The organism is Sinorhizobium sp. Y406 (genome assembly GCF_058732025.1).
In genome coordinates this window covers 3,352,501-3,378,320 of sequence record NZ_CM178974.1, presented here as the reverse complement: position 1 = coordinate 3,378,320, position 25,820 = coordinate 3,352,501, and the positions used below count along the sequence as shown (strand labels likewise).

General features: G+C 61.7%; 17 protein-coding genes, 1 tRNA gene, 2 rRNA genes and 1 pseudogene. 2 read left to right on the top strand and 19 right to left on the bottom strand.

Translation table 11 applies throughout. The features are described from left to right. Positions 1-80: 80 nt before the first annotated feature. Both AC4P1R_RS15850 and AC4P1R_RS15845 read right to left on the bottom strand, forming a co-directional pair. A complete protein-coding gene (locus tag AC4P1R_RS15850; RefSeq protein WP_151611833.1) occupies positions 81-3,221 on the bottom strand; it encodes a multidrug efflux RND transporter permease subunit in 3,141 nt (1,046 codons plus the stop codon). A gap of 10 nt (positions 3,222-3,231) precedes the next feature. After that, entirely contained in the window at positions 3,232-4,440 is a 1,209-nt protein-coding gene (locus tag AC4P1R_RS15845) for an efflux RND transporter periplasmic adaptor subunit (protein WP_106407902.1), read from the bottom strand. A 545-nt stretch (positions 4,441-4,985) separates the two neighbouring features. On the opposite strand from AC4P1R_RS15845, the gene upp reads away from it, so the two are divergent. Together upp and AC4P1R_RS15835 are read left to right on the top strand one after the other, a co-directional pair. Beyond that, a complete protein-coding gene (gene upp, locus AC4P1R_RS15840; protein ID WP_069459960.1) occupies positions 4,986-5,615 on the top strand; it encodes a uracil phosphoribosyltransferase in 630 nt (209 codons plus the stop codon). Between the two features lie 226 nt (positions 5,616-5,841). After that, positions 5,842-6,366, top strand: a complete 525-nt coding sequence (locus AC4P1R_RS15835) for a retropepsin-like aspartic protease family protein (protein ID WP_492177185.1) — start codon at positions 5,842-5,844, stop codon at positions 6,364-6,366. Here the strand turns inward: AC4P1R_RS15835 and deoA are convergent. The 17 genes and pseudogenes from deoA to AC4P1R_RS15750 all read right to left on the bottom strand — a co-directional run bounded on the left by deoA (position 6,359) and on the right by AC4P1R_RS15750 (position 25,731). Continuing rightward, a complete protein-coding gene (gene deoA / locus AC4P1R_RS15830; RefSeq protein ID WP_492177184.1) occupies positions 6,359-7,669 on the bottom strand; it encodes a thymidine phosphorylase in 1,311 nt (436 codons plus the stop codon). The genes AC4P1R_RS15835 and deoA overlap by 8 nt on opposite strands. A 16-nt stretch (positions 7,670-7,685) precedes the next feature. Next, positions 7,686-8,483, bottom strand: coding sequence for a purine-nucleoside phosphorylase (locus AC4P1R_RS15825; RefSeq protein WP_151611829.1), 798 nt, complete (start codon positions 8,481-8,483; stop codon positions 7,686-7,688). Further along, on the bottom strand, positions 8,480-8,875 hold the full coding sequence (locus AC4P1R_RS15820; protein WP_151611828.1) for a cytidine deaminase: 396 nt from the start codon (positions 8,873-8,875) through the stop codon (positions 8,480-8,482). The genes AC4P1R_RS15825 and AC4P1R_RS15820 overlap by 4 nt, the downstream gene beginning before the upstream one ends. A gap of 3 nt (positions 8,876-8,878) precedes the next feature. Continuing rightward, a complete protein-coding gene (locus AC4P1R_RS15815; RefSeq protein ID WP_151611827.1) occupies positions 8,879-9,850 on the bottom strand; it encodes an ABC transporter permease in 972 nt (323 codons plus the stop codon). Positions 9,851-9,853: 3 nt separating this feature from the next. After that, on the bottom strand, positions 9,854-10,987 hold the full coding sequence (locus tag AC4P1R_RS15810; RefSeq protein ID WP_069459966.1) for an ABC transporter permease: 1,134 nt from the start codon (positions 10,985-10,987) through the stop codon (positions 9,854-9,856). Next, positions 10,984-12,519 carry an ABC transporter ATP-binding protein gene (locus AC4P1R_RS15805; RefSeq protein WP_492177182.1) on the bottom strand — a complete coding sequence of 512 codons (1,536 nt, stop codon included), beginning with the start codon at positions 12,517-12,519 and terminating at the stop codon, positions 10,984-10,986. The genes AC4P1R_RS15810 and AC4P1R_RS15805 overlap by 4 nt, the downstream gene beginning before the upstream one ends. Before the next feature lie 410 nt (positions 12,520-12,929). After that, a pseudogene (locus tag AC4P1R_RS15800) lies at positions 12,930-13,125 on the bottom strand (hypothetical protein); the annotation flags it as partial. Between the two features lie 294 nt (positions 13,126-13,419). Next, positions 13,420-13,578: a hypothetical protein gene (locus AC4P1R_RS15795; RefSeq protein WP_192803725.1), complete on the bottom strand. Its 159-nt coding sequence runs from the start codon at positions 13,576-13,578 to the stop codon at positions 13,420-13,422. A gap of 232 nt (positions 13,579-13,810) precedes the next feature. Further along, a protein-coding gene (locus tag AC4P1R_RS15790) for an IS3 family transposase (protein ID WP_106407708.1) occupies positions 13,811-15,000 on the bottom strand; the annotation gives its coding sequence in 2 pieces (ribosomal slippage) (positions 13,811-14,748 and positions 14,748-15,000; 1,191 coding nt in all). A gap of 152 nt (positions 15,001-15,152) precedes the next feature. Continuing rightward, a complete protein-coding gene (locus AC4P1R_RS15785; RefSeq protein ID WP_192803724.1) occupies positions 15,153-17,291 on the bottom strand; it encodes a 3'-5' exonuclease in 2,139 nt (712 codons plus the stop codon). Positions 17,292-17,304: 13 nt separating this feature from the next. Then, on the bottom strand, positions 17,305-17,829 hold the full coding sequence (locus AC4P1R_RS15780; RefSeq protein ID WP_151611824.1) for a hypothetical protein: 525 nt from the start codon (positions 17,827-17,829) through the stop codon (positions 17,305-17,307). Positions 17,830-17,840: 11 nt separating this feature from the next. Next, positions 17,841-19,670: a DUF294 nucleotidyltransferase-like domain-containing protein gene (locus AC4P1R_RS15775; protein WP_151611823.1), complete on the bottom strand. Its 1,830-nt coding sequence runs from the start codon at positions 19,668-19,670 to the stop codon at positions 17,841-17,843. 92 nt (positions 19,671-19,762) lie between these two features. After that, positions 19,763-21,529, bottom strand: coding sequence for a sodium:solute symporter family protein (locus AC4P1R_RS15770; RefSeq protein WP_151611822.1), 1,767 nt, complete (start codon positions 21,527-21,529; stop codon positions 19,763-19,765). A 15-nt stretch (positions 21,530-21,544) separates the two neighbouring features. Next, a complete protein-coding gene (locus AC4P1R_RS15765; RefSeq protein WP_069459975.1) occupies positions 21,545-21,805 on the bottom strand; it encodes a DUF4212 domain-containing protein in 261 nt (86 codons plus the stop codon). A 479-nt stretch (positions 21,806-22,284) separates the two neighbouring features. Next, positions 22,285-22,361 (bottom strand) — tRNA-Met (locus AC4P1R_RS15760). A gap of 222 nt (positions 22,362-22,583) precedes the next feature. Continuing rightward, positions 22,584-22,698, bottom strand: a 5S ribosomal RNA gene (gene rrf / locus AC4P1R_RS15755). Positions 22,699-22,934: 236 nt separating this feature from the next. After that, a 23S ribosomal RNA gene (locus AC4P1R_RS15750) occupies positions 22,935-25,731 on the bottom strand. Positions 25,732-25,820 lie beyond the last annotated feature (89 nt).

Here is a 25,820-nt window from a genome sequence, read left to right as displayed (position 1 = left end):
GCGCCGTAGTGCCGCACGTCCAATGAGGGGGCGCGGCGCGGTAAAGCGGCCCGCCGTTGAGGACGGGCCGCGAACATGCCCTATTCGGCGGGGCTTGCGGAGCCGGTCTCAGGCGCCGCGTCCGCGGCTTTCCTGCGTGCGAAAATCTTCATGATGAACACGAAGAAGACGGGAACGAAGAAGATCGCCAGCACCGTCGCCGAAATCATGCCCCCCATGACGCCGGTGCCGATGGCGCGCTGGCTGGCAGAGCTTGCGCCCGTCGCGACCGCCAGCGGAACCACGCCGAGCGTGAAGGCGAGCGAGGTCATCAGGATGGGGCGGAAGCGCAGGTGCACCGCCTCCATGGTGGCGTCGATCAGCGACCTGCCCTGATCCCTGAGTTCCTTTGCGAACTCGATAATCAGGATGGCGTTCTTCGCCGAGAGCCCGATGATCGCAATCAGGCCCACCTTGAAATAGACGTCGTTCGGCATGTCGCGCATCGTCACCGCCAGCACCGCACCGATTACGCCGAGCGGCACGACCATGATCACCGAGACGGGGATCGACCAGCTTTCGTAGAGTGCCGCCAGGCAAAGGAAGACGAGCAGACAGGAGAGCGCGATCAGCAGCGGCGCCTGGGTGCCCGACTGTATTTCCTGCAGCGATTGCCCAGTCCATTCATAACCAAAACCCGCCGGCAACTCGCCGGCCAAGCGTTCCATTTCGGCGATGGCATCGCCGGAGGAGTAGCCGGGCGCCGCATTGCCGCTGATGCGGACGGCGGGATAGCCGTTATAGCCGACGGTCTGCGTCGGTGCCTTGATCCACTCGACCGTTGCAAAAGCGGAGAGCGGGACCATGCCGCCGTTCGTATTGCGGACATTGAGGTTGAGGAGGTCCGCCGTCTGCATGCGCTTCATCTCGTCCGCCTGCACCGTCACGCGCTGCATGCGGCCGGCATTCGGGAAGTCGTTGACATAGGACGAGCCGAGATTGGTCGAGATCGTCGAGTTGATGTCGGCAAAGGTCACCCCGAAGGTGTTGGCCTTCTCGCGGTCGATGGTGACGCTGACCTGCGCGGCATCGGGCATGCCCTCGAAGCGAACGCCGGTCACGACCTTGCTCTGTGCGGCAAGCCCGAGAAGCTGGTCGCGCGCTTCCGCAAGCGCCGTTTCGCCAAGACCGCCGCGATCCTGCAGGCGGAAGGAGAAGCCGCCGGTGGTGCCGAGGCCCTGGATCGCCGGCGGCGACAGCGCGAAGCTGATCGCGTCCTTGATCCGGCTCATCGCCATTGTCGCGCGGCCGGCGATCGCCTGGGCCGAATTGTCGGCGTCGCGCGCGCTCCAGTCCTTCAGCGTCACGAAGGCAAGCCCCGCATTCTGGCCGGTGCCGAAGAAGGAGAAGCCATTGATGGCAACGATTCGATTGACCGCCGGCTCCTGGCCGAAGATCTGCTCCGCCTGTTCGATCACCTCGGTCGTACGGTTGCCCGTCGCTTCCGAGGGCAGTTGCATCATGACGATGACATAGCCCTGGTCCTCGTCCGGCAAGAAGGAGGAGGGCAATTGGAGGAAGGCCCAGCCGAGGCCCGCAAGCAGGGCCAGATAGACGAGCATCAGGCGGCCGGTGCGGGCGACGAGGCCGCCAACGACGCGCGTATAGCCGCGAGAGGTCCGGTCGAAGCCGCGGTTGAACCAGCCGAAAAAGCCGCGTTTGGCGTGATGATGACCCTTCGGCACCTGTTTCAGGAAGCTTGCGCAGAGCGCCGGCGTCAGCGACAGCGCGAGCAGCGCCGAGAACAGGATCGAGACCACCATGGTCAGGCTGAACTGGCGATAGATGACACCGACTGCCCCCGGGAAGAAGGCCATCGGAATGAAGACCGAGGCGAGCACCAGCGTGATGCCGATGACGGCGCCGGTGATCTGCTTCATCGCCTTGCGGGTCGCCTCCTTCGGCGTCAGCCCCTCTTCCGACATGATGCGCTCGACATTCTCGACGACGATGATCGCATCGTCGACGAGGATGCCAATCGCCAGCACCATGCCGAACATCGTCAGCACGTTGATGGAAAAGCCCATCGCCAGCATCACCGCGCAGGTGCCGAGAAGGGCGACCGGCACGACCAGCGTCGGGATGATGGTGTAGCGGATGTTCTGCAGGAAGAGGAGCATTACCAGGAAGACGAGCGCGACGGCTTCGACGAGCGTCTCCACCACCTTCTCGATCGAAACCTTCACGAAGGGCGAGGTGTCGTAGGGAATGGAATATTCGAGCCCCGCCGGGAAGAACTGCGCAAGCTCGTCCATGCGCGCCTTGACCGCCGCAGAGGTCGACATCGCATTGCCACCGGGTGAGAGCTGCACGGCGATCGCGGCGGAGGGTTTTCCGTTGAGACGAGTCGAGAAAGAATAGCTCTCGCCGCCGATCTCGACCCGGGCGACGTCGCGCAGGCGCACGGCCGAGCCGTCGGCATTTGCCCTCAGCACGATGGCGCCGAATTCCTCAGGTGTTGAAAGCTGTCCCTTGATCACCACCGGGGCGCTGATCTGCTGGGTGATCGGGTTCGGCTGGGCGCCGATCGAGCCCGAGGCTATCTGGGCGTTCTGCGCCTGGATCGCGGCGGTAACATCGGCGGCGGTCAGGTTGAGTCCGAGCATCCTGTCCGGATCGAGCCAGATGCGCATCGAGCGTTCGGTCGCGAAGAGTTGGGCCCGGCCGACGCCCGGCACGCGCTGGATCTCATTCAGCACGTTGCGGCTCAGATAGTCGCCGAGGCCGATCGCGTCCATGGAACCGTCGGTCGAGGTGAGCGAAACGATCAAAAGGAAGCCGGAGCCGGCTTCGTCCACCTGCACGCCCTGCTGCCGGACCGAATCGGGCAAGCGCGGCTCGACACGCTGCACACGGTTCTGGATATCGACCGAGGCCTGGCTGGGGTCGGTTCCGGGGGCAAATGTGGCGTTGATCTCGACCGAGCCGGAAGCACTCGATGTCGATTCGAAATACATCAGCCCTTCGACGCCGTTCAACTCGTTCTCGATGAGCCGCGTGACGCTCTGATAGGTGTCCTGCGACGAGGCGCCGGGATAGGTCGCGTTTATCGAAATCTGCGGCGGGGCGACGTCCGGATATTGCGATACCGGCAAGAGCGGGATCGCGATGATGCCGGCGACCATGATGAAGATCGCCACCACCCAGGCGAAGATCGGCCTGTCGATGAAGAAACTGGGCATTGGCGAGATCTCACTTCAGTGCGGTGGCGGAGTTTTCGCCGGCCTCGGCCGAGGCGGCCTGCGCCGTCTCGGGCTTTGCATTCGGGTCCCATGCGGAGGGCTCGACCGGCGCGCCGGGACCGACCTTCTGGAAGCCCTCGACCATGACCTTTTCGCCGGCCCCGAGACCGGAGGTCACCTGCCAGCGGCTGCCGACAGTCCGCCCGAGCGTGACGTTGCGGAACTCGACCTTCTTCTCAGGCGTCACGACATAAACCTGCGACTGGCCGGCATTGTTGCGCTGCACCGCCTGTTGCGGAACAGTAATGGCGTTCTTCTCGAGCCCCTGCTCGATCTCGACCCGCACGTACATGCCCGGAAGCAGGTCGCCATCCGGATTTGGGAACTCGCCGCGCAGCGTCACCTGGCCCGTCGTCGCATCGACGGCCGCTTCGGAGAACAGCAGTCGGCCCTCGTGGGCGTAACGGGTTCCGTCGTCGAGGATCAATTGCACCGGCGCCTCGTGATCGGCGCTGATCAGTTGCCCGTCCTCCAGCGCCTTGCGCAGACGGATGAGATCCGTCGCCGATTGCGTGAAGTCCGCATAGATCGGGTCGAGCTGCTGAATCGTCGCGAGGTTGTCCGAGCCGTTGGCGCTGACGAGCGCACCCTCGGTAATCAGCGCCCGCCCGATGCGGCCGCTGATCGGCGCCGTGACATTGGCATATTCGAGGTTGAGCTTCGCTTCCGCCAATCCCGCTTCGGCTATGCCGACATCGGCCTCGGCCTGGGCGAGTGCGGCGACCGCGTCGTCATATTGCTGAACCGCCGCCACCTGCGCCTCCTTCAGCCGCGACTGCCGCTCGGCCGTCTGCCTGGCCTGGTCGCGCACGGCCACGGCACGCTTCAGCGTCGCCTGGGCACTGTCTACCCTGACCTGGAAGGGGGCAGGATCGATCCGGTACAGTACGTCGCCCTCCTTCACCATGGAGCCCTGCTGGAACACTCGCTCGACGATAATGCCGGATACCCGCGGTCGCACTTCAGCAATACGCGTCGGCGTGATGCGCCCCGGCAACTCGTTGGTGATCGGCAGCGGTTCGGCAGCCGTCGTGAAGACGGCGACCTGGGCCGGAGGAAAGGCCGGGGCCGCCGCCTGCTGTTCTTCGCTCTTCTGGCATCCGGCGAGAAAAATCACGCTTGCCAGCAGCGCGGCCAGTGTCGGTCTGTCGATATGCATTGCGATGTCCATAAGAAGAGGATTGCTCGCAGCCACGGTCTTGCAGTGCTGCTCGCTCCGAAAAGGTGAAGCGCCCGGTATCCAGGAGGAAAATACCGGACAGCTAATATACATACATCAATGTATGTTAATTTCTACCGTAGCGCAACAGTTTTGCCGGCCACCCGGAAAGGGCGAATGGGGCCCGCGCATCGACCCGAAGGCCGTATCCGATTTTCGGAAGGGTAGACGCACAAATTCAAAGAGTTACTGTGCCCCTTGGGCGTCTGAATGCGTCTCAGAAAAACGCGCGGCGCTGTGGGAACGCAATAACTTCGCCGCTGCTCATCTGCTCTGATCACGAAGGTGTGATCGGAATCGAATGGCGGGTTCGGTTCCGCAGCACCGACGTCCTTTTCCTGGCACCCGCAAAGGAAATCCCCGGAGAAGGTGGCTGCAGGCCCAATGGGAAGCATTCCGCAGGCAAGTTCGAGCAATGCTCTTGCGGCCTCCCGTCATTCCATGGAAAAGAGGGCGGATATCCTATTTGTCGAGGAAGGTGAGCCATGGACGGCGTGACAGTGATCGATCATCCGCTGGTGCAGCACAAGCTGACCATCATGCGCAAGAAAGAGACATCGACCGCAGGCTTCCGCCGGCTGCTGAAGGAAATCTCGACGCTCCTCTGCTACGAGGTCACGCGCGATCTGGAACTCACCATCGAGCGAATCGAGACGCCGCTCACGGAAACCGACTCGCCGGTGCTCGAAGGCAAGAAGCTGGTCTTCGCCTCGATACTGCGCGCCGGCAACGGTCTGCTCGAAGGCATGCTGGAACTCGTGCCCTCCGCACGCGTCTCGCATATCGGCGTCTACCGCGACCACGAGACGCTGCAGCCTGTCGAATATTACTTCAAGGCGCCGGAAAATCTGAACGAACGCCTCGTCATCGTCGTCGATCCGATGCTTGCGACCGGCAACTCTTCGATCGCGGCGATCGACAAGCTCAAGGAACGCGGCGCGAAAAATATCCGCTTCCTCTGCCTGCTGGCCGCCCCCGAAGGCATCCGCAACTTCCAGTCGGCGCATCCGGACGTGCCGATCTTCACCGCCTCGGTCGACAGCCACCTGAATGAGAAAGGTTACATCGTGCCGGGGCTCGGCGATGCCGGCGACCGCATGTACGGCACGAAGTAGGGTTTTCTTAACCAGACAGGAAGAACAGGCGACAGCCGCCGGTTTTCCGGCGGCTTTCTTGTGCGGTTGTTAAATGATCCGGGGATATGTTCCAACGCGCCTTATGCTAGCGCATCAGCCCGAAAAATCGTACCCGGTTTTCGGAAAGCTCGATGCGCAAATTCAAAGAGTTACAGCGACCTTTGCGCGTCTGAAAAGACGCGCGGCGCTGTAGACGGAACCGGACATGATCACACGCCTCCTCGCTTTCGCCGGTGGACTTGCCGCCCTCGCCCTCATTGTTCCGGAACTTGCCTCCAGCTATCTCGGCCGCACGGAAGAGACTGCCGCGGCGCCTCGAACCTCTACCGCAGCATCGGCAACGGCGAGCTACGCGAGTAGCAAGGGCGTGGTCCTCGAGGCCGATCGCTCCGGCCATTTCGTCGGCACATTTCGCATCAATGGGCGCTTGGAAACAGGGCTGGTCGATACTGGTGCCAGTGTGATCGCCATCAACAGCTCGGCTGCCCGGCGCTTCGGCATTACCGTTGGGAGCCTTTCGTTCAACGCACGGGCACAGACGGCAAACGGCGTCGTGGAAGCCGCCCATGTCCGCCTCGACCGCGTCGAGATCGGCGGCATTTCGCTGAAGGATGTCGAGGCCATGGTGCTGCCGGACAAGGCGCTTTCCGGCACACTCGTCGGCATGTCCTTTCTCGGCCGCCTCTCCTCCTATCGCGTCGAGAACGGCGCGCTGCACCTCATCAAGTAATCCTAGACCGGACGACGGGACGCGGCTCGGGCTTCGCGTCGGCAATCGTATAGAGGCTTGCGATCCGTTGCCGCGCCGCCTCGGCCTGTGATCCGTCGGCGGCATGCACCAGAGCGATCGGCTGACCTTTTTCGACTTTCGTCCCGAGCGGCGCCAGACGCGAGAGACCGACCCTGTGATCGATCCGGTCATCCGGGCGCGTGCGCCCGCCGCCGAGCGCGATCACGGCCATGCCGAGTTCGCGGGTCTCGCAGGCCGCCAGATAACCGTCGCGGCCGGCCGGCACCGGTACGACGGCCGGTGCCTTCGGGAGATAGGTTTCGGGCCGATCGGCGAAATCCGCCGGCCCACCGAGGCACCGGACCATGAGGGCGAATCGCTCCATCGCAGCCCCGCTCTCCAAGGCCCGGCGCGCCATAGCCTCCGCCCCAGCCCTGTCAGGTGCGACGCCCGCCGCGTCGAGCATTTCCGCCGCAAGGGCCATGACCACCTGATCCAGCCGCGTTCCCCTCTTTTCGCCGCGCAGATAGGCAAGGCAATTCTCGACCTCGAGCGCATTGCCCGCCGCATCCGCAAGCGGCTCGTCCATATCGGTGATCAAGGCCGAAGTCCGCACACCCGCGCCATTGGCGACGTCGACCAGGGAGCGGGCCAGGACTTCGGTTTCATCGGGATCGCTCATGAAGGAGCCATTGCCGAGCTTCACGTCGAGCACCAGCGATTGCAGTCCGGCGGCGAGTTTCTTCGAGAGGATCGAGGCGGTGATCAGCGGTACCGAATCGACCGTGGCCGTCACGTCGCGGATCGCATAAAGGCGCTTGTCGGCGGGCGCGAGATTGGCCGTCTGGCCGATGATCGCACAGCCGACCTCGTCGACGACCTTGCGAAACCGGTCGGGCGAAGGCCGGATATCGTAGCCGGGGATGGATTCGAGCTTGTCCAGGGTTCCGCCTGTATGGCCGAGCCCGCGGCCCGAGATCATCGGCACGGCGACACCGCAGGCAGCGACGATCGGCGCCAGCATCAGCGAGACATTGTCGCCGACGCCGCCGGTGGAATGCTTGTCGACGACGGGCCGGCCAAGTTCGCCCCAATCGAGCGTTTCGCCGGAATCGCGCATGGCAAGCGTCAACGCCACGCATTCCGCGCGAGCCATGCCGGAAAACCAGACCGCCATGGCGAAGGCGGCGACCTGACCTTCGGAAATCGATCCGTCGGCGAGCCCCTTTACGAAGGCGGCTATTTCGGTCGCCTCGAGCACGCTGCCATCCCTCTTCTTCCGGATGATTTCCTGTGGGATCATGGCCGATTACCGCCGTTCAGCCTTTGCTCGCGATCATTTCCCTGAGGAGCGCCGACAGGCGCTCGCCGCCAAGCGGCGCCATCTCCTTGGTTTCCTCATGGCTGAGCTCGGTGCCGGTCATGCCGGCCCCGAAATTGGTGATGACGGAGGCGGCCGCGACCCTGAGCCCGAAGAAGCGGGCGAGAATGACCTCCGGCACGGTGGACATGCCGACGGCGTCGGCTCCCATTATCCGCGCCATCCGGATCTCCGCCGGCGTCTCGAAGCTCGGGCCCGAGAACCACATGTAGACGCCCCGCCACAGCGGAATCGACAAACGATCGGCCGCCTCCTCCATGCGCTCGGAAAGCGCCGCATCATAGGCATTCGTCATGCCGACGAAGCGACTGTCGCTTTCGACCCCGATCAGCGGGTTAGAGCCCGAAAAGGCGATATGATCGGCAATGCGCATGACCGAGCCCGGAGGCATGTCCTCGCGCAGCGAGCCGGCCGAATTGGTGAGGATGAGGTTTTCGACGCCGATCCGCTTCAGCGTCTCGATCGGCAGGCGCATCGCGCCCGCGTCGCCCCGTTCATAGTAGTGCACGCGGCCGGAGAGCATAGCGACCGGCACGTCGCCGAGCTTGCCGACGACGAGTTCGCCCGCATGGCCGGAAACGCTGCTCACCGGGAAATCCGGAATGTCCGCATAGGGAATGCGGAGCGGCTCCGCCGCCGCCTCGACCAGCGCACCGAGACCGGAGCCGAGTACGATGCCGTAGCGCGGCGAGAGCGCTCCGAGCTTCTCCTTCAAATAGTCCGCTGCCGCCGTCATCCGAGCATCTCGGTTTCGAAGCTGTGCGGCAGCAGGTCGGAAAGCGCCAGCGCCTTCTTGATACCGGTCTCGTCGCAGAGATAGATGCGCGTGCTGGCGCCGGAAAACTCCGCCAGGCGCTGGCGGCAGCCGCCGCAGGGCGGGCAAAGCGCAAGCTTCTCGGCGACGACCGCCACCTCCATGATCTTGCGCTGGCCGGCCATCACCATGTGGCTGATCGCCGTCGTTTCCGCGCACCACCCCTCCGGAAAGGAGAGGTTCTCGATATTGGCACCCGTATAAATCTTCCCGTCCTCGGCGCGAATGGCCGCGCCCACGGGAAACTTGGAATAGGGCGCATGCGCCTTTGCCATGGCATCACGCGCCGCGACGAAGAGTTCGGCCTGGGGCATTGGTCAACGCTCCTTCACGTAAGGTACGCCGCCCGCCTTGGGCGGAATGGCCTTGCCGATGAAGCCGGCAAGCAGCACGACAGTAAGGATATAGGGCAAGGCCTGCATCAGCTGTACCGGCACCTGGCCGATCAGCGGCAAGGGTGCGCCCTGCAGCCGGATCGCCAGCGCATCGAGGAACCCGAAGAGCAGGCAGGCGAACATGACGTTGACCGGCCGCCATTTGGCAAAGATCAGTGCCGCGAGCGCGATATAGCCCTTGCCGGCCGTCATGCCCTTGACGAAGCCGGCCGTCATGGCAAGCGACAGATAGGCGCCGGCGAAGCCGCAGAGAATTCCGCAGCAGATAACGGCGCGGTAGCGCAGCCAGATCACCGAGATGCCGGCCGTATCGACTGCGCCGGGATTCTCGCCGACGGCCCTGAGCCTTAGGCCGAAGCGCGTGCGAAACAGGATCCACCAGCTGATCGGCACCATGGCGAAGGCGAGATAGGTCAGCAGAAAATGCCCGGACAGAAGATCCGCATAGATCGGTCCGAGAACCGGAACGTCGCGGATCGCGTCCGCTCCAGGGAAATTGACGATCTGGAACCGCGCGCCCTCGACGAGCGCAGGCGTCCGTCCCCCTTGCCGGAACCAGGCCTCGCCAAGGATCACCGTCGCACCGGCGACGATGAAATTGATCGCCACGCCTGAGACGATCTGGTTGCCGCGCTGGGTGATCGAGGCATAGCCGTGGACGAGCGACAGCAAAACGGAAACCAGGACAGCCGCGGCAAGGCCGACCCAGACAGACTCGGAAACGGCCGCCGCAGCGCCCGCCGCGAAAGCGGCTCCGAGCATCTTGCCTTCGAGGCTGATGTCGAAGACGCCGGCGCGCTCTGTAAAAAGTCCGGCAAGTGCGGCAAAGACCAGCGGCACCGAAACGCGGATCGTCGATTCGAGGAGCACGACGAGGACGTGGAAGAAATCCATGGCTCAGGCTCCCTTGGTCTCGACGAGGGCCGCCGCCCGCTGGCCGCGCATGGCGAAGGCGCGCGCGATCGCCGGACGGAACATGTTTTCGAGCGCCCCTGCAAAGAGGATGACGAGGCCCTGGATGATGACGATCATGTCACGCGAGATCGACGGCATCTCGAAGGCGATTTCCGCGCCGCCCTGATAGAGCACGCCGAACAGGATCGCGGCGGGGATGATGCCGGCCGGGTGCGAGCGCCCCATCAGAGCGACGGCGATGCCGACGAAGCCGGCGCCCTGGACGAAGTCGAGCTGCATGCGGAACTGCTCGCCCATGATCGGGTTCAAGGCCATCATTCCGGCAAGGCCGCCCGAGATCATCATGGTGATGACGATGATCCGGCTTTCACGAATGCCGGCGTAACGGGCAGCCGACGGGCTATGGCCCATGGTGCGCATCTCGTAGCCGAGCCTGGTGCGCCAGATCAGCAACCAGACGGCGAATGCGGCAGCAAGCGCCAGGAGAAAGGAAATGTTGAACGGAGCCGTGCCGACATTCAGCCCGAAGATCGAAAGCAGCCAGTCGAGTTTCGGCAGTTGACCGCCTTCGGCGAAGGTGCGCGTCTGGGGCGCCATCGATCCGAGCGGCTTCAGGACACGCGTCAGCAGATAGACCATCAGGCTCGAGGCGATGAAGTTGAACATGATGGTGGTGATGACGATGTGGCTGCCGCGCCTGGCCTGCAACCAGCCGGGCAGGAAGGCCCAAAGCGCGCCGAAAAGGGCGGAGCCGACCATCGCGAGCGGGAAAACCACGTACCAGGGCATCAACTTGTCGAGCCAGAGGCAGGCGAGCGCCACCCCGATCCCGCCGACATAGGCCTGGCCTTCGCCACCGATATTGAAGAGTCCGGCATGGAAGGCGACGGCGACGGCCAGCCCGGTGAAGATGAAGGTCGTGGCATAATAGAGCGTGAAGCCGATATATTCGCCGCGGCCAAAAGCACCGTTGATCAGGTGATAGGCGGCTTCGAGCGGATTTTCGCCGACGAGCAGCACGACGAGGCCGGCAACCAGGAAGGCGACGGCGAGATTGACCAGCGGGACTAGGCCGTACTCGACCCAGCCCGGGAGTTTCGCATAGGGAACGCTCATTCAGCTGCCTCCTTGCGGCCTTCGACGCCTGCCATCAGGAGGCCGAGTTCGCCTTCCGTCGCCTCGGGGCTGCGCTCGCCGACGACGCGGCCGGCAAACATCACGAGAATTCGGTCGGAAAGGGAACGGATTTCGTCGAGCTCGACAGACACCAGAAGCACCGCCTTGCCCTGGTCACGCATCTCGATGATGCGCTTATGGATGAATTCGATCGCCCCGACATCGACGCCGCGAGTCGGCTGGCCGATGATCAGGACATCCGGATCGCGCTCCATTTCGCGCGCCAGCACGATCTTCTGCTGGTTGCCGCCGGAGAAATTGGCCGTCTTCAGCCGCGCATTCGGCGGGCGGATGTCATATTTGCCGATCTTTTCCTCGGCATCCTTGCGGATCGCGTCGATGTTCAGGAAAACGCCGTTCGAATAGCGCGGATCATGATGATAGCCGAGAATCGCGTTCTCGCTCTCCTCGAATTTCAGGACCAGACCGACATGGTGGCGATCCTCGGGCACATGGGCAAGGCCGCGGCTCCTGAGATCGGCCGGATCGGCGTGGCCGGTGACATCGACGGGCCTGCCGTTCAGATGAACGCTGCCGGACGTCGCCCTGCGGATGCCCGCAATCGCCTCCAAAAGCTCCGACTGCCCGTTGCCGGCCACCCCTGCAATGCCGACGATCTCGCCGGCGCGCACCTCGAAGGACACGTTGTCGACCATGGTCACGCTGCGGCTGTCCTTGACCGTCAGGCCCTGGACCGCGAGCTTCACATCTGCGGGCTTGCTATCGCCCTTCTCAACGCGGAGCAGGACGCGGCGGCCGACCATGAGCTCCGCAAGCTCCTCAACCGAGGTCTCGCCGGTCGTGCGGGTCGCGACCATTTCGCCCCGCCGCATGACCGAGACCTCGTCGGTGATCGCCATGATCTCGCGCAGCTTATGGGTGATGAAGATGATCGTCTTTCCCTGCGCTTTCAGTTGCGCAAGGATTCGGAAGAGATGGTCGGCCTCGGCCGGCGTCAGCACGCCCGTCGGTTCGTCGAGGATCAGGATATCGGCCTTGCGATAGAGCGCCTTCAGGATTTCCACCCGCTGCTGCAGGCCGACGGGCAAATCCTCGATCAGCGCATCGGGATTGACCTCGAGTGCATATTCCCGCTCGAGCCGCTTCAGTTCGCTGCGCGCCTTGGCGATACCCTTGTTGAGGATCTGATTGTCCTCGGCGCCGAGCATGACGTTTTCGAGCACGGTGAAATTCTCGACCAGCATGAAATGCTGGTGCACCATGCCGATGCCGGCAGCGATCGCCGCGTTCGGATCACGAATTGCAACCGGCCTGCCGCCGACGAGGATTTCACCGCGGTCGGCCTGGTAGAAGCCATAAAGGATCGACATCAGCGTCGATTTTCCCGCGCCGTTCTCGCCGATTATGCCGTGAATCGTGCCTTTTCTGACGGTGAGATTGATGTTCCTGTTGGCGTGGACCGGACCGAAGCTCTTGTCGATTCCCCGCAATTCGATGGCAATATCATCCATATTGGCCCTGCGATCCCCTGTTCTCCCGCTTCGGTCCCTCGTTCTTGAACCGTGCCAGGTTTTTTACCATTTGGTATAAGTTTATCATCGAATTTGCGGCGCGAAAGCCTCGATCGCGATGTTTCTGAACCGGTTCGATTCAAGAACGTCCGATCGCCGCGCGTCATCCCGGTCACGGGACACCCGGTCAAGCGACTGGGCGCTTGGCCGCACCACGCCTTCGCGTCCGGTCAAATCGCGAACTCCTTACACTCTCTCCACATCATTGCTGAGAGTCCAGCGCGAATATGCACAGGAGAGAAGGGCCGTTTTCGACGCGAAAACGAGCTCATGCACGGCGTTTTGTCGGACGCATGGCGTTGCGCGACATCCGCGCCGCCGCCCATGGCGATGCCGACATCGGCCGCCGCGATCTTTTCGAGCACGGCGCCGCCCTGGATCAGAAGGCCCCGGCGCGCAACCGCCGACAGGCTCGCGGCGATTGCAGCAGGCGTTGAGATGACGAGTGCGCACGGACAGGCGAGCAGCAGCAGCGCGAGCGAGCGGTAAAGCCAGTCCTGCCAGAGCCCACCCGAAGACCATCGGCGGCACGGTCGCGACCAGGGCGCCATCTTCGACGTATCGTCTCCGCATCGCACCCGTCGGCCGCAAGCACATATTGCAGGGCGTAACAATACTCGGCCTCGATTTCGACCGGTGGGAAACCGGGCGGAAGCGCGCCGGAAGCGGCGACGCGCCGCGCCGTGAGCACCGTGTCCCGGTTGTCAAAATAGGCGAAATTGCCGGTTTCCACATTGACCGCGCCTAGGCTCAGGCGCACGTCGCCCCGGTTGACGCGCTCGAAATCGACCAGCCACTCCAAGGTCTTGATCAGCGGCTCCGTGTCGTAATGGCTGATCCTCAGATCCGGATTGAGCAGGATCTGAGAGGGCGTGAAAAGCCGGGGAGAAAAAAGCCGTGAACACCCGTGATCGAGCCCAGAACCGCCCAGTCCTTGAACAGCCGCCTGTTGAAATCATCCTCGGGGAGGAAGTCGAAATCGAGACCAGCGGAAACCATGTGCCAGAATTCCCGCAGGTTTTCGACCCTGCGCTCCTCCGGGCTGCCGGCGACGATCGCCGATTTGATCGCGCCGATGGATATGCCTGCTAGCCAATCGGGCTTGATGCCGTGCTTGTGAAGCGCTTCTTATATTCCGGCCTGATAGGCGCCGAGCGCGCCACCGCCTTGAAAAACAAGAATATTCCGTGTTGGACCCATGGTTGAGCACTCCTGACCTGCCACCGAAGTTTCATCCAGCGGCGACTAGAGCCCCGGCGGTTTTGAATACGCCAAGTGGCGCGGTGGGAGCAACCGGCGGAAACGCGTAGCCTTCATCTTGCGCAGCGTTGGAGCCGGTTGCGGCGATGGTCCCGGCAAAGTCTGCCGGGGTTTTGTATCCGAGCGAGGAGTGCGGCCGGAAATGGTTATAATCCTCAGCCCATTCAGCAATGGCGCTTCGGGCATGATCGAGGCCAAAGAACAGGCTTTCGTTGAGTAGCTCGTCGCGCATGCGCCCGTTGAAACTCTCGACATAGCCATTCTGCATCGGCTTTCCTGGCGCGATGTAGTGCCATTCGACCTTGTGATCTTTCGACCAGGCAAGGATGGCATTCGACGTGAGTTCGGTGCCGTTGTCGGAGACAATCATTCCTGGCTTGCCGCGTCGTTCGATCAGCGTCGTCAGTTCTCGGGCGACACGCCGACCAGAGATAGACGTGTCCGGGATCGCTGCCAGGCATTCGCGCGTCACATCGTCGACGACGTTGAGAACTCGGAAGCGTCTGCCGCAGGCAAACTGGTCATGCACGAAGTCCAGCGACCAGCGGGCGTTGGCCTTCGCCTCGACCAGGATCGGTGCACGCGTGCCGACGGCACGCCGCCGGGCTTTCCGCTTGCGAACGGAAAGACCTTCCTCCCGATAGAGCCGGTAGATGCGGTTGACGCCGGACGGCTCTCCGTCCCGCCGAAGCAGGACGAACAGTCGCCGGTAGCCGAAACGCCGTCGCTCATTGGCGAGGTCGCGCAGCTTCGCCCGCAATTCTACCTCCGGCGGTCGACTTGACCGATAACGGATCGTCTTGCGGTCGGCGGATATGATCTGGCAGGCCCGCCGCTCCGAGAGGCCCATGACGGCCTTCAGATGCGTGACGGCTTCACGCTTGGCGGCAGGCCCTACCATTTTTTTGCAAGAAGCTCGCGAAGTGCGGCTGCATCCAGCATCTGTTCGGCCAGCAGCTTCTTCAGTCTCGCGTTCTCGTCCTCAAGCGCCTTCAGCCGCTTCGCCTCGGAGACTTCCATGCCGCCGTATTTGGCTTTCCAATTATAAAACGTCGCTTCTGAAATTCCGTGCTTGCGGCAGAGGTCGGCCACCTTCGCGCCAGCCTCCTGCTCCTTCAGCACCGCAATAATCTGCTCTTCCGTAAATCTCTGCTTCTTCATACGTCCGTCCTCAGTGGGCCGGACTCTAATCCATTCTGGAGGAAATTCTCGGTGGCAGGTCACTCCGTCACATTTGCTTTCGCAGATGCAGCATCATCTTCAACTTGGGCGCTCCGGCATTACTCTATAGTGGCCGGAGCATTACATTTCCCTCATGCTCCACGCGCATGCCGGGTTGGATGAAAGCGCCGTTGCTTTGAATGGGGAGCCAACCTCGACTTCATTGCACGCGTGACCTCCGGGGGACTTCCGGGCACGAGCTTGCGATGGCGGTAGACTTCCGCGAGCAGATCACCGAGACGTTCGAGCCCGCGTCCGGCAATTATCGCCTGCAATCGCAAGAATGCATCCGCCGTGGCAACCGCATCACCCATCGCCGTATGGCGCACCGCTTCCGTCAGGCTGACGCCAAGGCGCTGGCAAAGTGCATCCAGCGTATGGGCCTGCTGCCGACCGAAAACAACTGCGGACAGCAGAACCGTATCGAGGATCGGATTCGCAAAGCTTATGCGGAGCTCGTTTTCCCGCCGGTACAGGAACTCCATGTCGAACGGCGCATTGTGGGCGACGAGTACCGCGCCCTCGCAAAAGCGGTGAAATCGCCGAACGACGTCGGCCGCGCCCGGTGCATCCTCGACCATGGTATCGGTGATTCGGTGGACCGCAGACGAGGCCGCGGGAATGCGCCGGCCGGGATTGACCAGCGATTCGAATGTTTCCCCTTCGACGCGCTTTCCATTGACGATGCGGACCGCGGCAATCTGCACGATCTCATCGCCCCGCTCGGGGAACAGGCCAGTGGTCTCCGTGTCGAACACGACATAGGCAAGATCGTCGAGGCGAGCCTCGGCAATCCTGTCGTAGCGCGGAAGGGACAGAAGTTCGAAATCGTATGTGACGGTTCGGGGTAGGCGGGCCGGAACCGGTTGCAGCTTCTTCACCTGCTGCAGACTCATGCTCAGGGATGATCGGCCCTCCCTGAAGCTCGAGGAGAGTGTCGTTCGATGAGCGCGAAGAATCGCATCCGGTGCCGGCGACTGATCATCCGCAGGCTCACGGAGCCACTGCTGCAACAAGCCAACGGAGAGAGCCGGCCCGCCCCACTCCAGACTTGCTCTTCCTTCGGCTTGGAACTCGCGGACGGAGAAGACGAACTTACGCACAGCCCGATCCCGCGCTATCTGCCGGGCGAGATGTGCAAAGAGCGACACGATATCGGGCATGTTGCACCGCGCCGCAAGCGCATCGGCATCGATGTCGACCGCAATGCCGGAAACAGACAATTCGCTTCGTACCTGATGTGCGAGTTCGCTGGCGTCCACCCATGCCATGGGCCAGCTATCGGCCTGACAGGCTTCAAAACGAGGTTCGAGCGCCTGCACTGCATGCTCGAGGCCGATGATGTCGCGCATGATCAAGGCTTCGCCGCCGTCGCCGGACGCGACCTCAAGACGATGGGCGCTCTCTTTCAGCGCTTCGATTGCCGGCCGGATCGTCAAGAAGACGTCGCTCAGCAGCACGTCGCGCCTTGCACAGGCGGCAACCTCTTCCGTCACGTCGCGCAAGGTCAGCACGTAGGCGCCGGCGTCATGACCGGTGCCGCCGGTCAGTCGCATTCGGCCGGCAAGTCGCCGCCGCCGTGGAGCGGTGCAAACAAATTCCAATATCGCGTCCGGGGTATTCATCTCGACAAGGCGCTGATATGCAGACCTGAGGGCACCGTCGCTCAGGTAGTCGAACAGGCTCCGGCCGAGACAGACCGGGATCTCGGCCGTCGCCAGCATTTCCTGGGCGGAGCTATTGTAGAATGCGAGATGATGACGCCCGGTGCATAAGAGAACCGCCGGCGGCACGTCGGCCAGCAATTGCGCCAGCTTCTGATTGTCGGCGGAAAGCCGGGCCGTTTCGCGCGCCACGGTTTCGGCCAGTGCATTCCGGGTCTCGCTCAATGCGGCCGTGGTCATCGAAGCGGCCGCGGCCAGGTCACCGAGATAGCGCACCTCATGGTGGTCAATCTCCTGCTCGACCTTTGCATGCGCCCGCGCCCGCATGGCCGAAGCGATCGCCTCGATCGGACGGGCCAGATGGCGGTCGAACAGCAGCCAGATACAGGCGACGATCACAAACATGCCGACGCTTCCCACGGCTGCAACCTGGAGGAGAGCTTCGACTACTTCTGGGGTGGCCGCGTGGTGGTAGGCACCCCATAGGCCGAGGCCGAGCGCCCCTGTCGCGCCCGCGGCGATGGCGACAAAGAAAAGCAAAATCCGACTTCGCAAACCCAGTCGCATGACCATGGCTTCCTCAGCTTTCCCGGCAGGCCGCCTGCAGGGCAGGATCGTCCGCCGGCACCGCGACCCAGTCCGCCCCGACAATCGCTCCATCCTCTGCCACTGAAACATTCTCGCCCAGCAGATCCCCGCGACGGTTGCCGTTGCAATCGAAGACGGTCTTCATACGAGCCGGTGACTTCCAGCGCGCCGAAAACAAGAGGTCGGCCATGACCAGGCCCGGTTGGTTGGGGTGTCGTTGCGCGTGCGCCACGTCGACAGCCGTGAAACGATTAACGACCGGCGCGTAATAGGACCAGGGACGCCAGAAAGAGCGTGACTCGTTCTTCCACGTCACGACAGTCCCGGGTGGTAATGCATTGGTGGCGCGCGCGAACCAACTGTATTCGCTCCAGACCGCATAGGAAAGCATGCCGATGCCGGCTGCAGCCGGCACCACCCATCGCGGCAGGCGCCCGCGGCTCATCCAACGGATCAGCATCATGATCCCTGCGAGGGCCACGCCGGCAACCAAGGCTGCGATGAACTCGAACAACATGCGTTTTTCCTCTAGATGGGCGCCATGCCGGAATTGGCAAGCGCCGACTGCATCGTGCGTACCACGACGAACGCATCCCGAAGATGGGATCGTTCGAACTCCCCCAGATCATAGGGAGCAAGGTGATTGGTTGGCCGCTGTCCGGCCTTGATCTGCATCGCCTGATTGCGAATTCTGATCTCGGCGATCAGATCGTAGGCTGCGATCAGATCGCGAGCGCCCGCGCCTGAAATCACACCCCGTTCTTCGGCTCCGAGAAGGCGCGCACGGGTATTCACCGGCTTGAGGCGCGCCAGCAGGGCGTAGACGCGACCAAGATCCACGACCGGCACGACGCCGTTGTGCTTCATATCGATCTGGTTGCGGTGCTCGCCGCCGCGAATGGTCGCAAAGCCGCGCAAGAGCCCCAGAGGCGGTGCGTGCTTCAGGGAGTTGCTCACCATGTGCGCCACGAATATCGAATTCCGGCTGGCGTCCTCCAGGGTTTCAGTCTGAACGTCGCGGTAGAGCGTCGCCTCTCCGGCGATCGGCCGCAGGTCGAACATCACGCTTGCAAGCATCTGAGCCATCGGCTCGGGAACATGGATCCAATGATAGAAATACTCCCGCCAGGTGCGCACTGGCTGGCACCAACGCCGGTTGGTGGCCATCATGTCGCCGGGGCAAAAGACATAGCCGCATGCATCGAGGTTGTGGCTGACGAAGTGAGCGAGCTTCGTGAACCAGGGCCGGTGCGCCGCCTCCTCGAAGGCGTCGTCGATAAAGATGCAATTGTCCTGGTCGCTGATCCCCGTCTGCTCCTGCCGGCCCTGGCTGCCGCAAGCCAACCAGACATAGGGGACCGGCGGCGGACCCAGTTCGCGTTCTGCAAGGGCGATGAGCCTGCGGGTGACCGCGTCCGTCACGTCCGTGATCAGCCTTGTCACCACCTCGTGCGGCGCATTGGCGCCGGCAAGCTGGAGAAGCAGTTGCGGAACATGCGCGGTATTCGCCCGCAAGTCGGCGACCGTCTCCGCCGCGGAAATGTCCGCGATCAGGAGTGCGGATGACAATGCCTGAAACCGCGTGATGTCCGTCTGCGTGATCATGCCGACAAGCCGCTCTCCGGCAACGACCGGCAAATGCCCGACTCCTCGCTCCAGCATGAGGTTGAGCACGTCCGAGCCCAGTGCTTCCTGCTCCAGGCTGAGGGGGTTTGCGGTCATGACGGCGGAAACAGGGGTCGCCGCCGGGTCGAGCCCTTCTGCAAGGACCCGCGCGGTCAGATCGCGCGTCGTCACGATGCCGGTCAGCTTGCCGTGCTCCACCACCGCCAGGCCGGAGATTTTCAGCTTTCGCATCATCTCCGCCGCGGCACGGACGCTGTCGGATGGCGCGCAAAAGCGGGGCGGTGAGGACATGAGGTCTTTCACCTTGCGCATCGTGACGTCGGCGCGCCGGGAGGCAGCCTCGCGGCCGCGGGTGAAGAAGCGGCTGTAGACCGGATGCTCGGCCATCAGCCGCCTGAATTCGGTCACCGGCAGCATCAATAGAATGGTATCCTGCAATGCGGAAGCGCTGGTAACCGCGCGGCCGTCGGCCAGAAGCCCGCGCTCGCCCAGCGAGTTGCGCGGAAATAGCTGCGAAACGACCGTACCGGAGGCATCGCGGACTTCCACCGCGCCTTGCATCACGAGAAACAGACCCGGAAGCGGATCGCCTCGTTTGTAGATCTCGCTGCCTGCAGGAAAAAGGAGCCTTCGGAACTGCCGGCCTATGTGCTCCAGTTCCTCCCGCGGAAGGCTGTCGTAGGGATGAGCGGTTTCCAGGAACCGTGCGATGTCCGGGTACGTGTCTTCCATTGTGTCCTCGCGCAGCCATCCCGGCGGCCGTGCCCTTGAGGAAGGGGAGAGCGGGCGGCTGACGCCGCCCGCTCCCGCTTTTCAACTGACGGTCAGTGGCTCGTCGCTGTACCGGCGCCTCGCGGTACGCGCACCGAGTCGACAAGCTCCTGTACGTGGCGCGGCGGAGCCTCAGTCATCGCCGAAATGACGTAGGCGGCACCAAAGTTCAGCAAGGCGCCGATCGGGCCAAATGCCGTCGGCGGAATGCCGAACAGATAATTGGCCGGATCGTTCTCGAGCATGTTCGTACCCGGGATGAAGAACCAGCCCAGATAGGTGAACAGGTAGAGGCATGTCACGATCAGGCCGACCAGCATGCCGATCGTTGCCCCCGCCGCATTGATGCGCTTCGAGAAGATGCCCATCATCAGCGCCGGGAAGATACTGGCGGCCGCGAGACCAAAGGCGAGAGCCACCGTCTGGGCGGCAAAGCCAGGCGGGTTGAGGCCCAACAGCGTGGCCACCAGGATCGCGCCTGCCATCGCCACGCGCGCGGTCATGAGCTCCCCTGCTTCCGAGATGCCGGGCTTCAACCAGTCCTTGATGAGGTCGTGGCTGATGGCGGACGAGATTGCAAGCAACAGGCCCGCAGCCGTCGACAGCGCCGCAGCCAGACCGCCGGCGGCGATGAGGCCGATGACCCAGCCCGGAAGCTGTGCGATTTCCGGATTGGCGAGAACGAGGATGTCGTTGTTGATCGTCAGCTCGTTGCCACTCCATCCCCGCGAGGCCGCGGTTTCTGCGAAGCCGGCAGCCGCATCGTTGTAATACTGGATACGTCCGTCGCCGTTCTTGTCTTCGAACTTCAGGAGACCCGTAACTTCCCAGTTACGCATCCAGTCGGGCCGGTCATCGTAAAGGACGGCTTCGGCCTGCGGACCACCGGGGAAGATCGTGTTGATGATGTTCAGTCGTGCCATGGCGCCGACGGCCGGAGCTGTAAGGTAGAGCAGCGCGATGAAGACCAGCGCCCAGCCGGCGGACCAGCGCGCATCAGCCACCTTCGGCACCGTGAAGAAGCGGATGATGACGTGCGGCAGACCGGCCGTACCGATCATCAGCGACAGGGTGAACAGCGTCATGTTGAGCATGGAGCCCTGTGCCGTATAGGCATTGAAGCCGAGGTCGGTGACGACCTGGTCCAGCTTCTGCAGGAGCGGCAGACCCGACTCCGTGTGGGTCGAGAAGAGTCCGAGCCACGGCAGCGGGTTGCCCGTGAGTTGCATGGAAATGAAGATCGCCGGGATAGAATAGGCGATGATTAGGACCACATACTGGGCCACCTGTGTATAGGTGATGCCCTTCATACCGCCCAGAACGGCATAGACGAATACCACGGCGGAGGCGATCCACAGGCCGGTTGAGCCCTCGACTTCGAGGAAGCGGGAGAAGGCGACGCCGGCGCCGGTCATCTGCCCGATTACGTAGGTGATCGAGATGATGATCAGGCAGACAACCGCCACGAGGCGCGCGGTCTGGCTGTAAAAACGATCACCGATGAACTGCGGAACCGTGTACTTTCCGAACTTTCGCAGATAGGGCGCAAGCAGAAGCGCGAGCAACACATAACCGCCGGTCCAGCCCATCAGGTAGGTGGAGTTGATGTAGCCGACACCCGCAATAAGGCCGGCCATCGAAATGAAAGAGGCAGCCGACATCCAGTCGGCGGCGGTTGCCATACCGTTCATGACCGGATTGACGCCGCGATTCGCCGCATAGAACTCAGCGGTTGAGCCTGCCCGGCTCCAGATTGCGATGCCGATGTAGAGCGCAAAGGACGCGCCTACTATCAGCAGATTGAGGGTATACTGATCCATAACCGTGTCCCGCCCCTATTGCTCGTCGACGCCGAATTGGCGGTCGAGCTTGTTCATATACGCCGAGTAGAAAAAGATCAGCGCGATGAAGACGACGATCGAACCTTGCTGCGCAAACCAGAAGCCGAGATCGGTTCCGCCTACGGCAATGCTCGAAAGCGCCGGGCGCAACAGGATGCCGAATCCATAGGAAACGATCGCCCAGATCGCCAGGCAAATGTAGATTATGCGAATATTGGCTGCCCAGTAGGCATTGGACGAAGATGTGTCCGCCACGTGTGCTCCTCCCTTTCACGATTGGCGCCCGGCGGGCGCCGTTTCTCCCCACCCGTCCCGCCTCCACGCAGGAATGGACGAATAACAACAAGTAACCTTTCCGAAACCTTTGGTATATTCGTCGTTAGTCGCAGATCGCTTGCGGAACGCCGGCGCCTGCCGCCGGTCAGGGCATCGGCCGATGCATCCGCTCCCCCGTGTCACCGGCACGACTGGGATGGCGCAAACGACAAAAGGTCAAAAAGGGATTGCAAGCACATGCGTTTATCGGGGCGCACGGCGCTGGTGCAGGCTTTTGAGACTGAGCGTCGTACTTCGGGAGGAACAGAGAAGCCGTTCGGATCTCTGAGCCGATGCGCCGGCGGACGACAACGTATCGCCGGCAAGCGGAAGCCGCTCGCGGCCGTCGAATGGTGGCGTGGCCTTCAAGCCGGTGTCGCCGAACGCAAAAACGCCCCTTTACGGGGCGTTGTGTAGTTTGGTTGCGGGGGCAGGATTTGAACCTGCGGCCTTCAGGTTATGAGCCTGACGAGCTACCGGGCTGCTCCACCCCGCGTTATGCTTGTCCGGGTTTTCTTGCCCGGTTGTTTGTCTGTTTGCCCGTCCTCGGCCGTTCGGCCTGCGGGCGTTCGGGGCTGCTCCACCCCGCGTTATGGTTCGAATGGTTTGTTTCGCCGTTTTGTCGGCGTGTGAGAGAAGATGTTTTTTGTTTTCGCCGCTGCCTTGTCCTTCACGGCTTTGCCGTGAAGGGGAGCGGCGTTTTTGTTGCGCTTTGCAGACCTGGCAGCGACCTACTCTCCCGCGTCTTGAGACGAAGTACCATCGGCGCTGGGGCGTTTCACGGCCGTGTTCGGAATGGGAACGGGTGCAGCCACCCCGCCAGAACCACCAGGTCGGCAAAGCGCAAGCTTTTGCGCCCTAAGGGCGCAAATTGATTTCGAGAAGCTGGTGAAGCGATTGCTTCGTTTTTTTGAACACGTCTTCGACGGCGCTTGGGGCACTCATCGGAGCTTTAGCTCCGCAAGGCCAAAGGCCGTCGCGCCTTTTGGCGCGCCCTCCCGGAGGCATCCGCGACAGCGGATCGCCGTGAGGGCTAAAAGCTCATCTTCGATGAGCATGAGCAATGGGAACGATCAAGCCGATCGAACGATTAGTACCGGTAAGCTTCATGCGTTGCCGCACTTCCACACCCGGCCTATCAACGTGGTCGTCTTCCACGGTTCTCGAGGGAATACTCGTTTTCAGGTGGGTTTCCCGCTTAGATGCCTTCAGCGGTTATCCCTTCCATATATAGCTACCCTGCTATGCCCTTGGCAGGACAACAGGTCCACCAGAGATATGTCCATCCCGGTCCTCTCGTACTAGGGACAGATCCTGTCAATATTCCTACACCCACGGCAGATAGGGACCGAACTGTCTCACGACGTTCTGAACCCAGCTCACGTACCGCTTTAATTGGCGAACAGCCAAACCCTTGGGACCTGCTCCAGCCCCAGGATGCGATGAGCCGACATCGAGGTGCCAAACAACCCCGTCGATATGGACTCTTGGGGGTCATCAGCCTGTTATCCCCGGCGTACCTTTTATCCGTTGAGCGATGGCCCTTCCACGCGGGACCACCGGATCACTATGACCGACTTTCGTCTCTGCTCGACTTGTCAGTCTCGCAGTCAGGCGGGCTTATGCCATTGCACTCGACGAGCGATTTCCGACCGCTCTGAGCCCACCATCGCGCGCCTCCGTTACTCTTTCGGAGGCGACCGCCCCAGTCAAACTACCCACCATACACTGTCCCGGATCCGGATGACGGACCGCGGTTAGACATCCATGACGATAAGGGTGGTATTTCAAGGATGGCTCCACGAGAACTGGCGTCCCCGCTTCAAAGCCTACCACCTATCCTACACATGCCGACACGAATGCCAGTGTAAAGCTATAGTAAAGGTGCACGGGGTCTTTCCGTCTGACCGCAGGAACCCCGCATCTTCACGGGGAATTCAATTTCACTGAGTCTATGTTGGAGACAGCGGGGAAGTCGTTACGCCATTCGTGCAGGTCGGAACTTACCCGACAAGGAATTTCGCTACCTTAGGACCGTTATAGTTACGGCCGCCGTTTACTGGGGCTTCGATTCAGAGCTTGCACCCCTCCTCTTAACCTTCCAGCACCGGGCAGGCGTCAGACCCTATACGTCGTCTTGCGACTTCGCAGAGCCCTGTGTTTTTGATAAACAGTCGCTACCCCCTGGTCTGTGCCACCCCATCATGGTTGCCCATAATGGGGTCACGCTTCTTCCGAAGTTACGCGTGCAATTTGCCGAGTTCCTTCAACATAGTTCTCTCAAGCGCCTTGGTATACTCTACCTGACCACCTGTGTCGGTTTCGGGTACGGTCTATACGGTGGAGCTATTTCCTGGAACCGCGTCCAAGCCCGGACAATCCAATAAGTCCGGACAAGTCAAGCGATCCGTCACTACCACCAGGCCCACGAATATTAACGTGGTTCCCATCGACTACGCGTGTCCGCCTCGTCTTAGGGGCCGGCTAACCCTGCTCAGATTAACTTTAAGCAGGAACCCTTGGTCTTTCGGCGAGAGGGTCTCTCACCCTCTTTATCGTTACTCATGTCAACATTCGCACTTCCGATACCTCCAGGACCCCTCACGGGTATCCCTTCACGGGCTTACGGAACGCTCCGCTACCACACGTCTTGCGACGTATCCTCAGCTTCGGTGCATGGCTTCAGCCCCGTTACATTTTCGGCGCAAAGACCCTTGTTTAGACCAGTGAGCTGTTACGCTTTCTTTAAATGATGGCTGCTTCTAAGCCAACATCCTGGTTGTTTTGGGATCCTCACATCCTTTCCCACTTAGCCATGACTTGGGGACCTTAGCTGGAGGTCAGGGTTGTTGCCCTCTTCACGACGGACGTTAGCACCCGCCGTGTGTCTGCCGACTAGTACTCCCCGGTATTCGGAGTTTGGTTAGGATCAGTAAGACGGTGAGTCCCCATAGCCCATCCAGTGCTCTACCCCCGGGGGTATTCGGTCGACGCTCTACCTAAATAGATTTCGCGGAGAACCAGCTATTTCCGAGTTTGATTGGCCTTTCACCCCTAGCCACAAGTCATCCCAATCTATTGCAACAGATGCGGGTTCGGTCCTCCAGTTGGTGTTACCCAACCTTCAACCTGCTCATGGCTAGATCACTCGGTTTCGGGTCTAATGCGACATACTAAGGCGCCCTCTTCAGACTCGCTTTCGCTACGCCTCCACCTACCGGCTTAAGCTTGCATGTCACACTAAGTCGTTGACCCATTATACAAAAGGTACGCCGTCACCCTTGCGGGCTCCGACTGTTTGTAGGCATCCGGTTTCAGGTTCTATTTCACTCCCCTTGTCGGGGTGCTTTTCACCTTTCCCTCACGGTACTTGTTCGCTATCGGTCATGCACGAGTACTTAGGCTTGGAGAGTGGTCTCCCCATGTTCAGACAGGATTTCACGTGTCCCGCCTTACTCAAGGACAATGCGTGTTCTACGTGTACGGGGCTGTCACCCGCTACGGCCGACCTTTCCAGATCATTCCACTTCATTCCGCATTGCCACTGGCCTGGTCCGCGTTCGCTCGCCACTACTTGCGGAGTCTCGGTTGATGTCCTTTCCTGCAGGTACTTAGATGTTTCAGTTCCCTGCGTTCGCTTCTTATCCCTATGTATTCAGAATAAGATACCTTGTAACAATACTTGGAAACTTAAGCCGTGCTCGCGCACGGCTTAAATTTTCCAAGTATTTAAGGTGGGTTGCCCCATTCGGAGATCCATGGATCAAAGCTCATTCGCAGCTCCCCACGGCTTATCGCAGCGTATCACGTCCTTCATCGCCTGTGCATGCCAAGGCATCCACCAAATGCCCTTTTGACACTTGATCGTTCTCATTGCCAATGCTCATCCTTATTTGGATTTGGCTAAGCTTATCCCATTCACTTGCGCTCATGGGGCAGCCAAACCTGACTATCC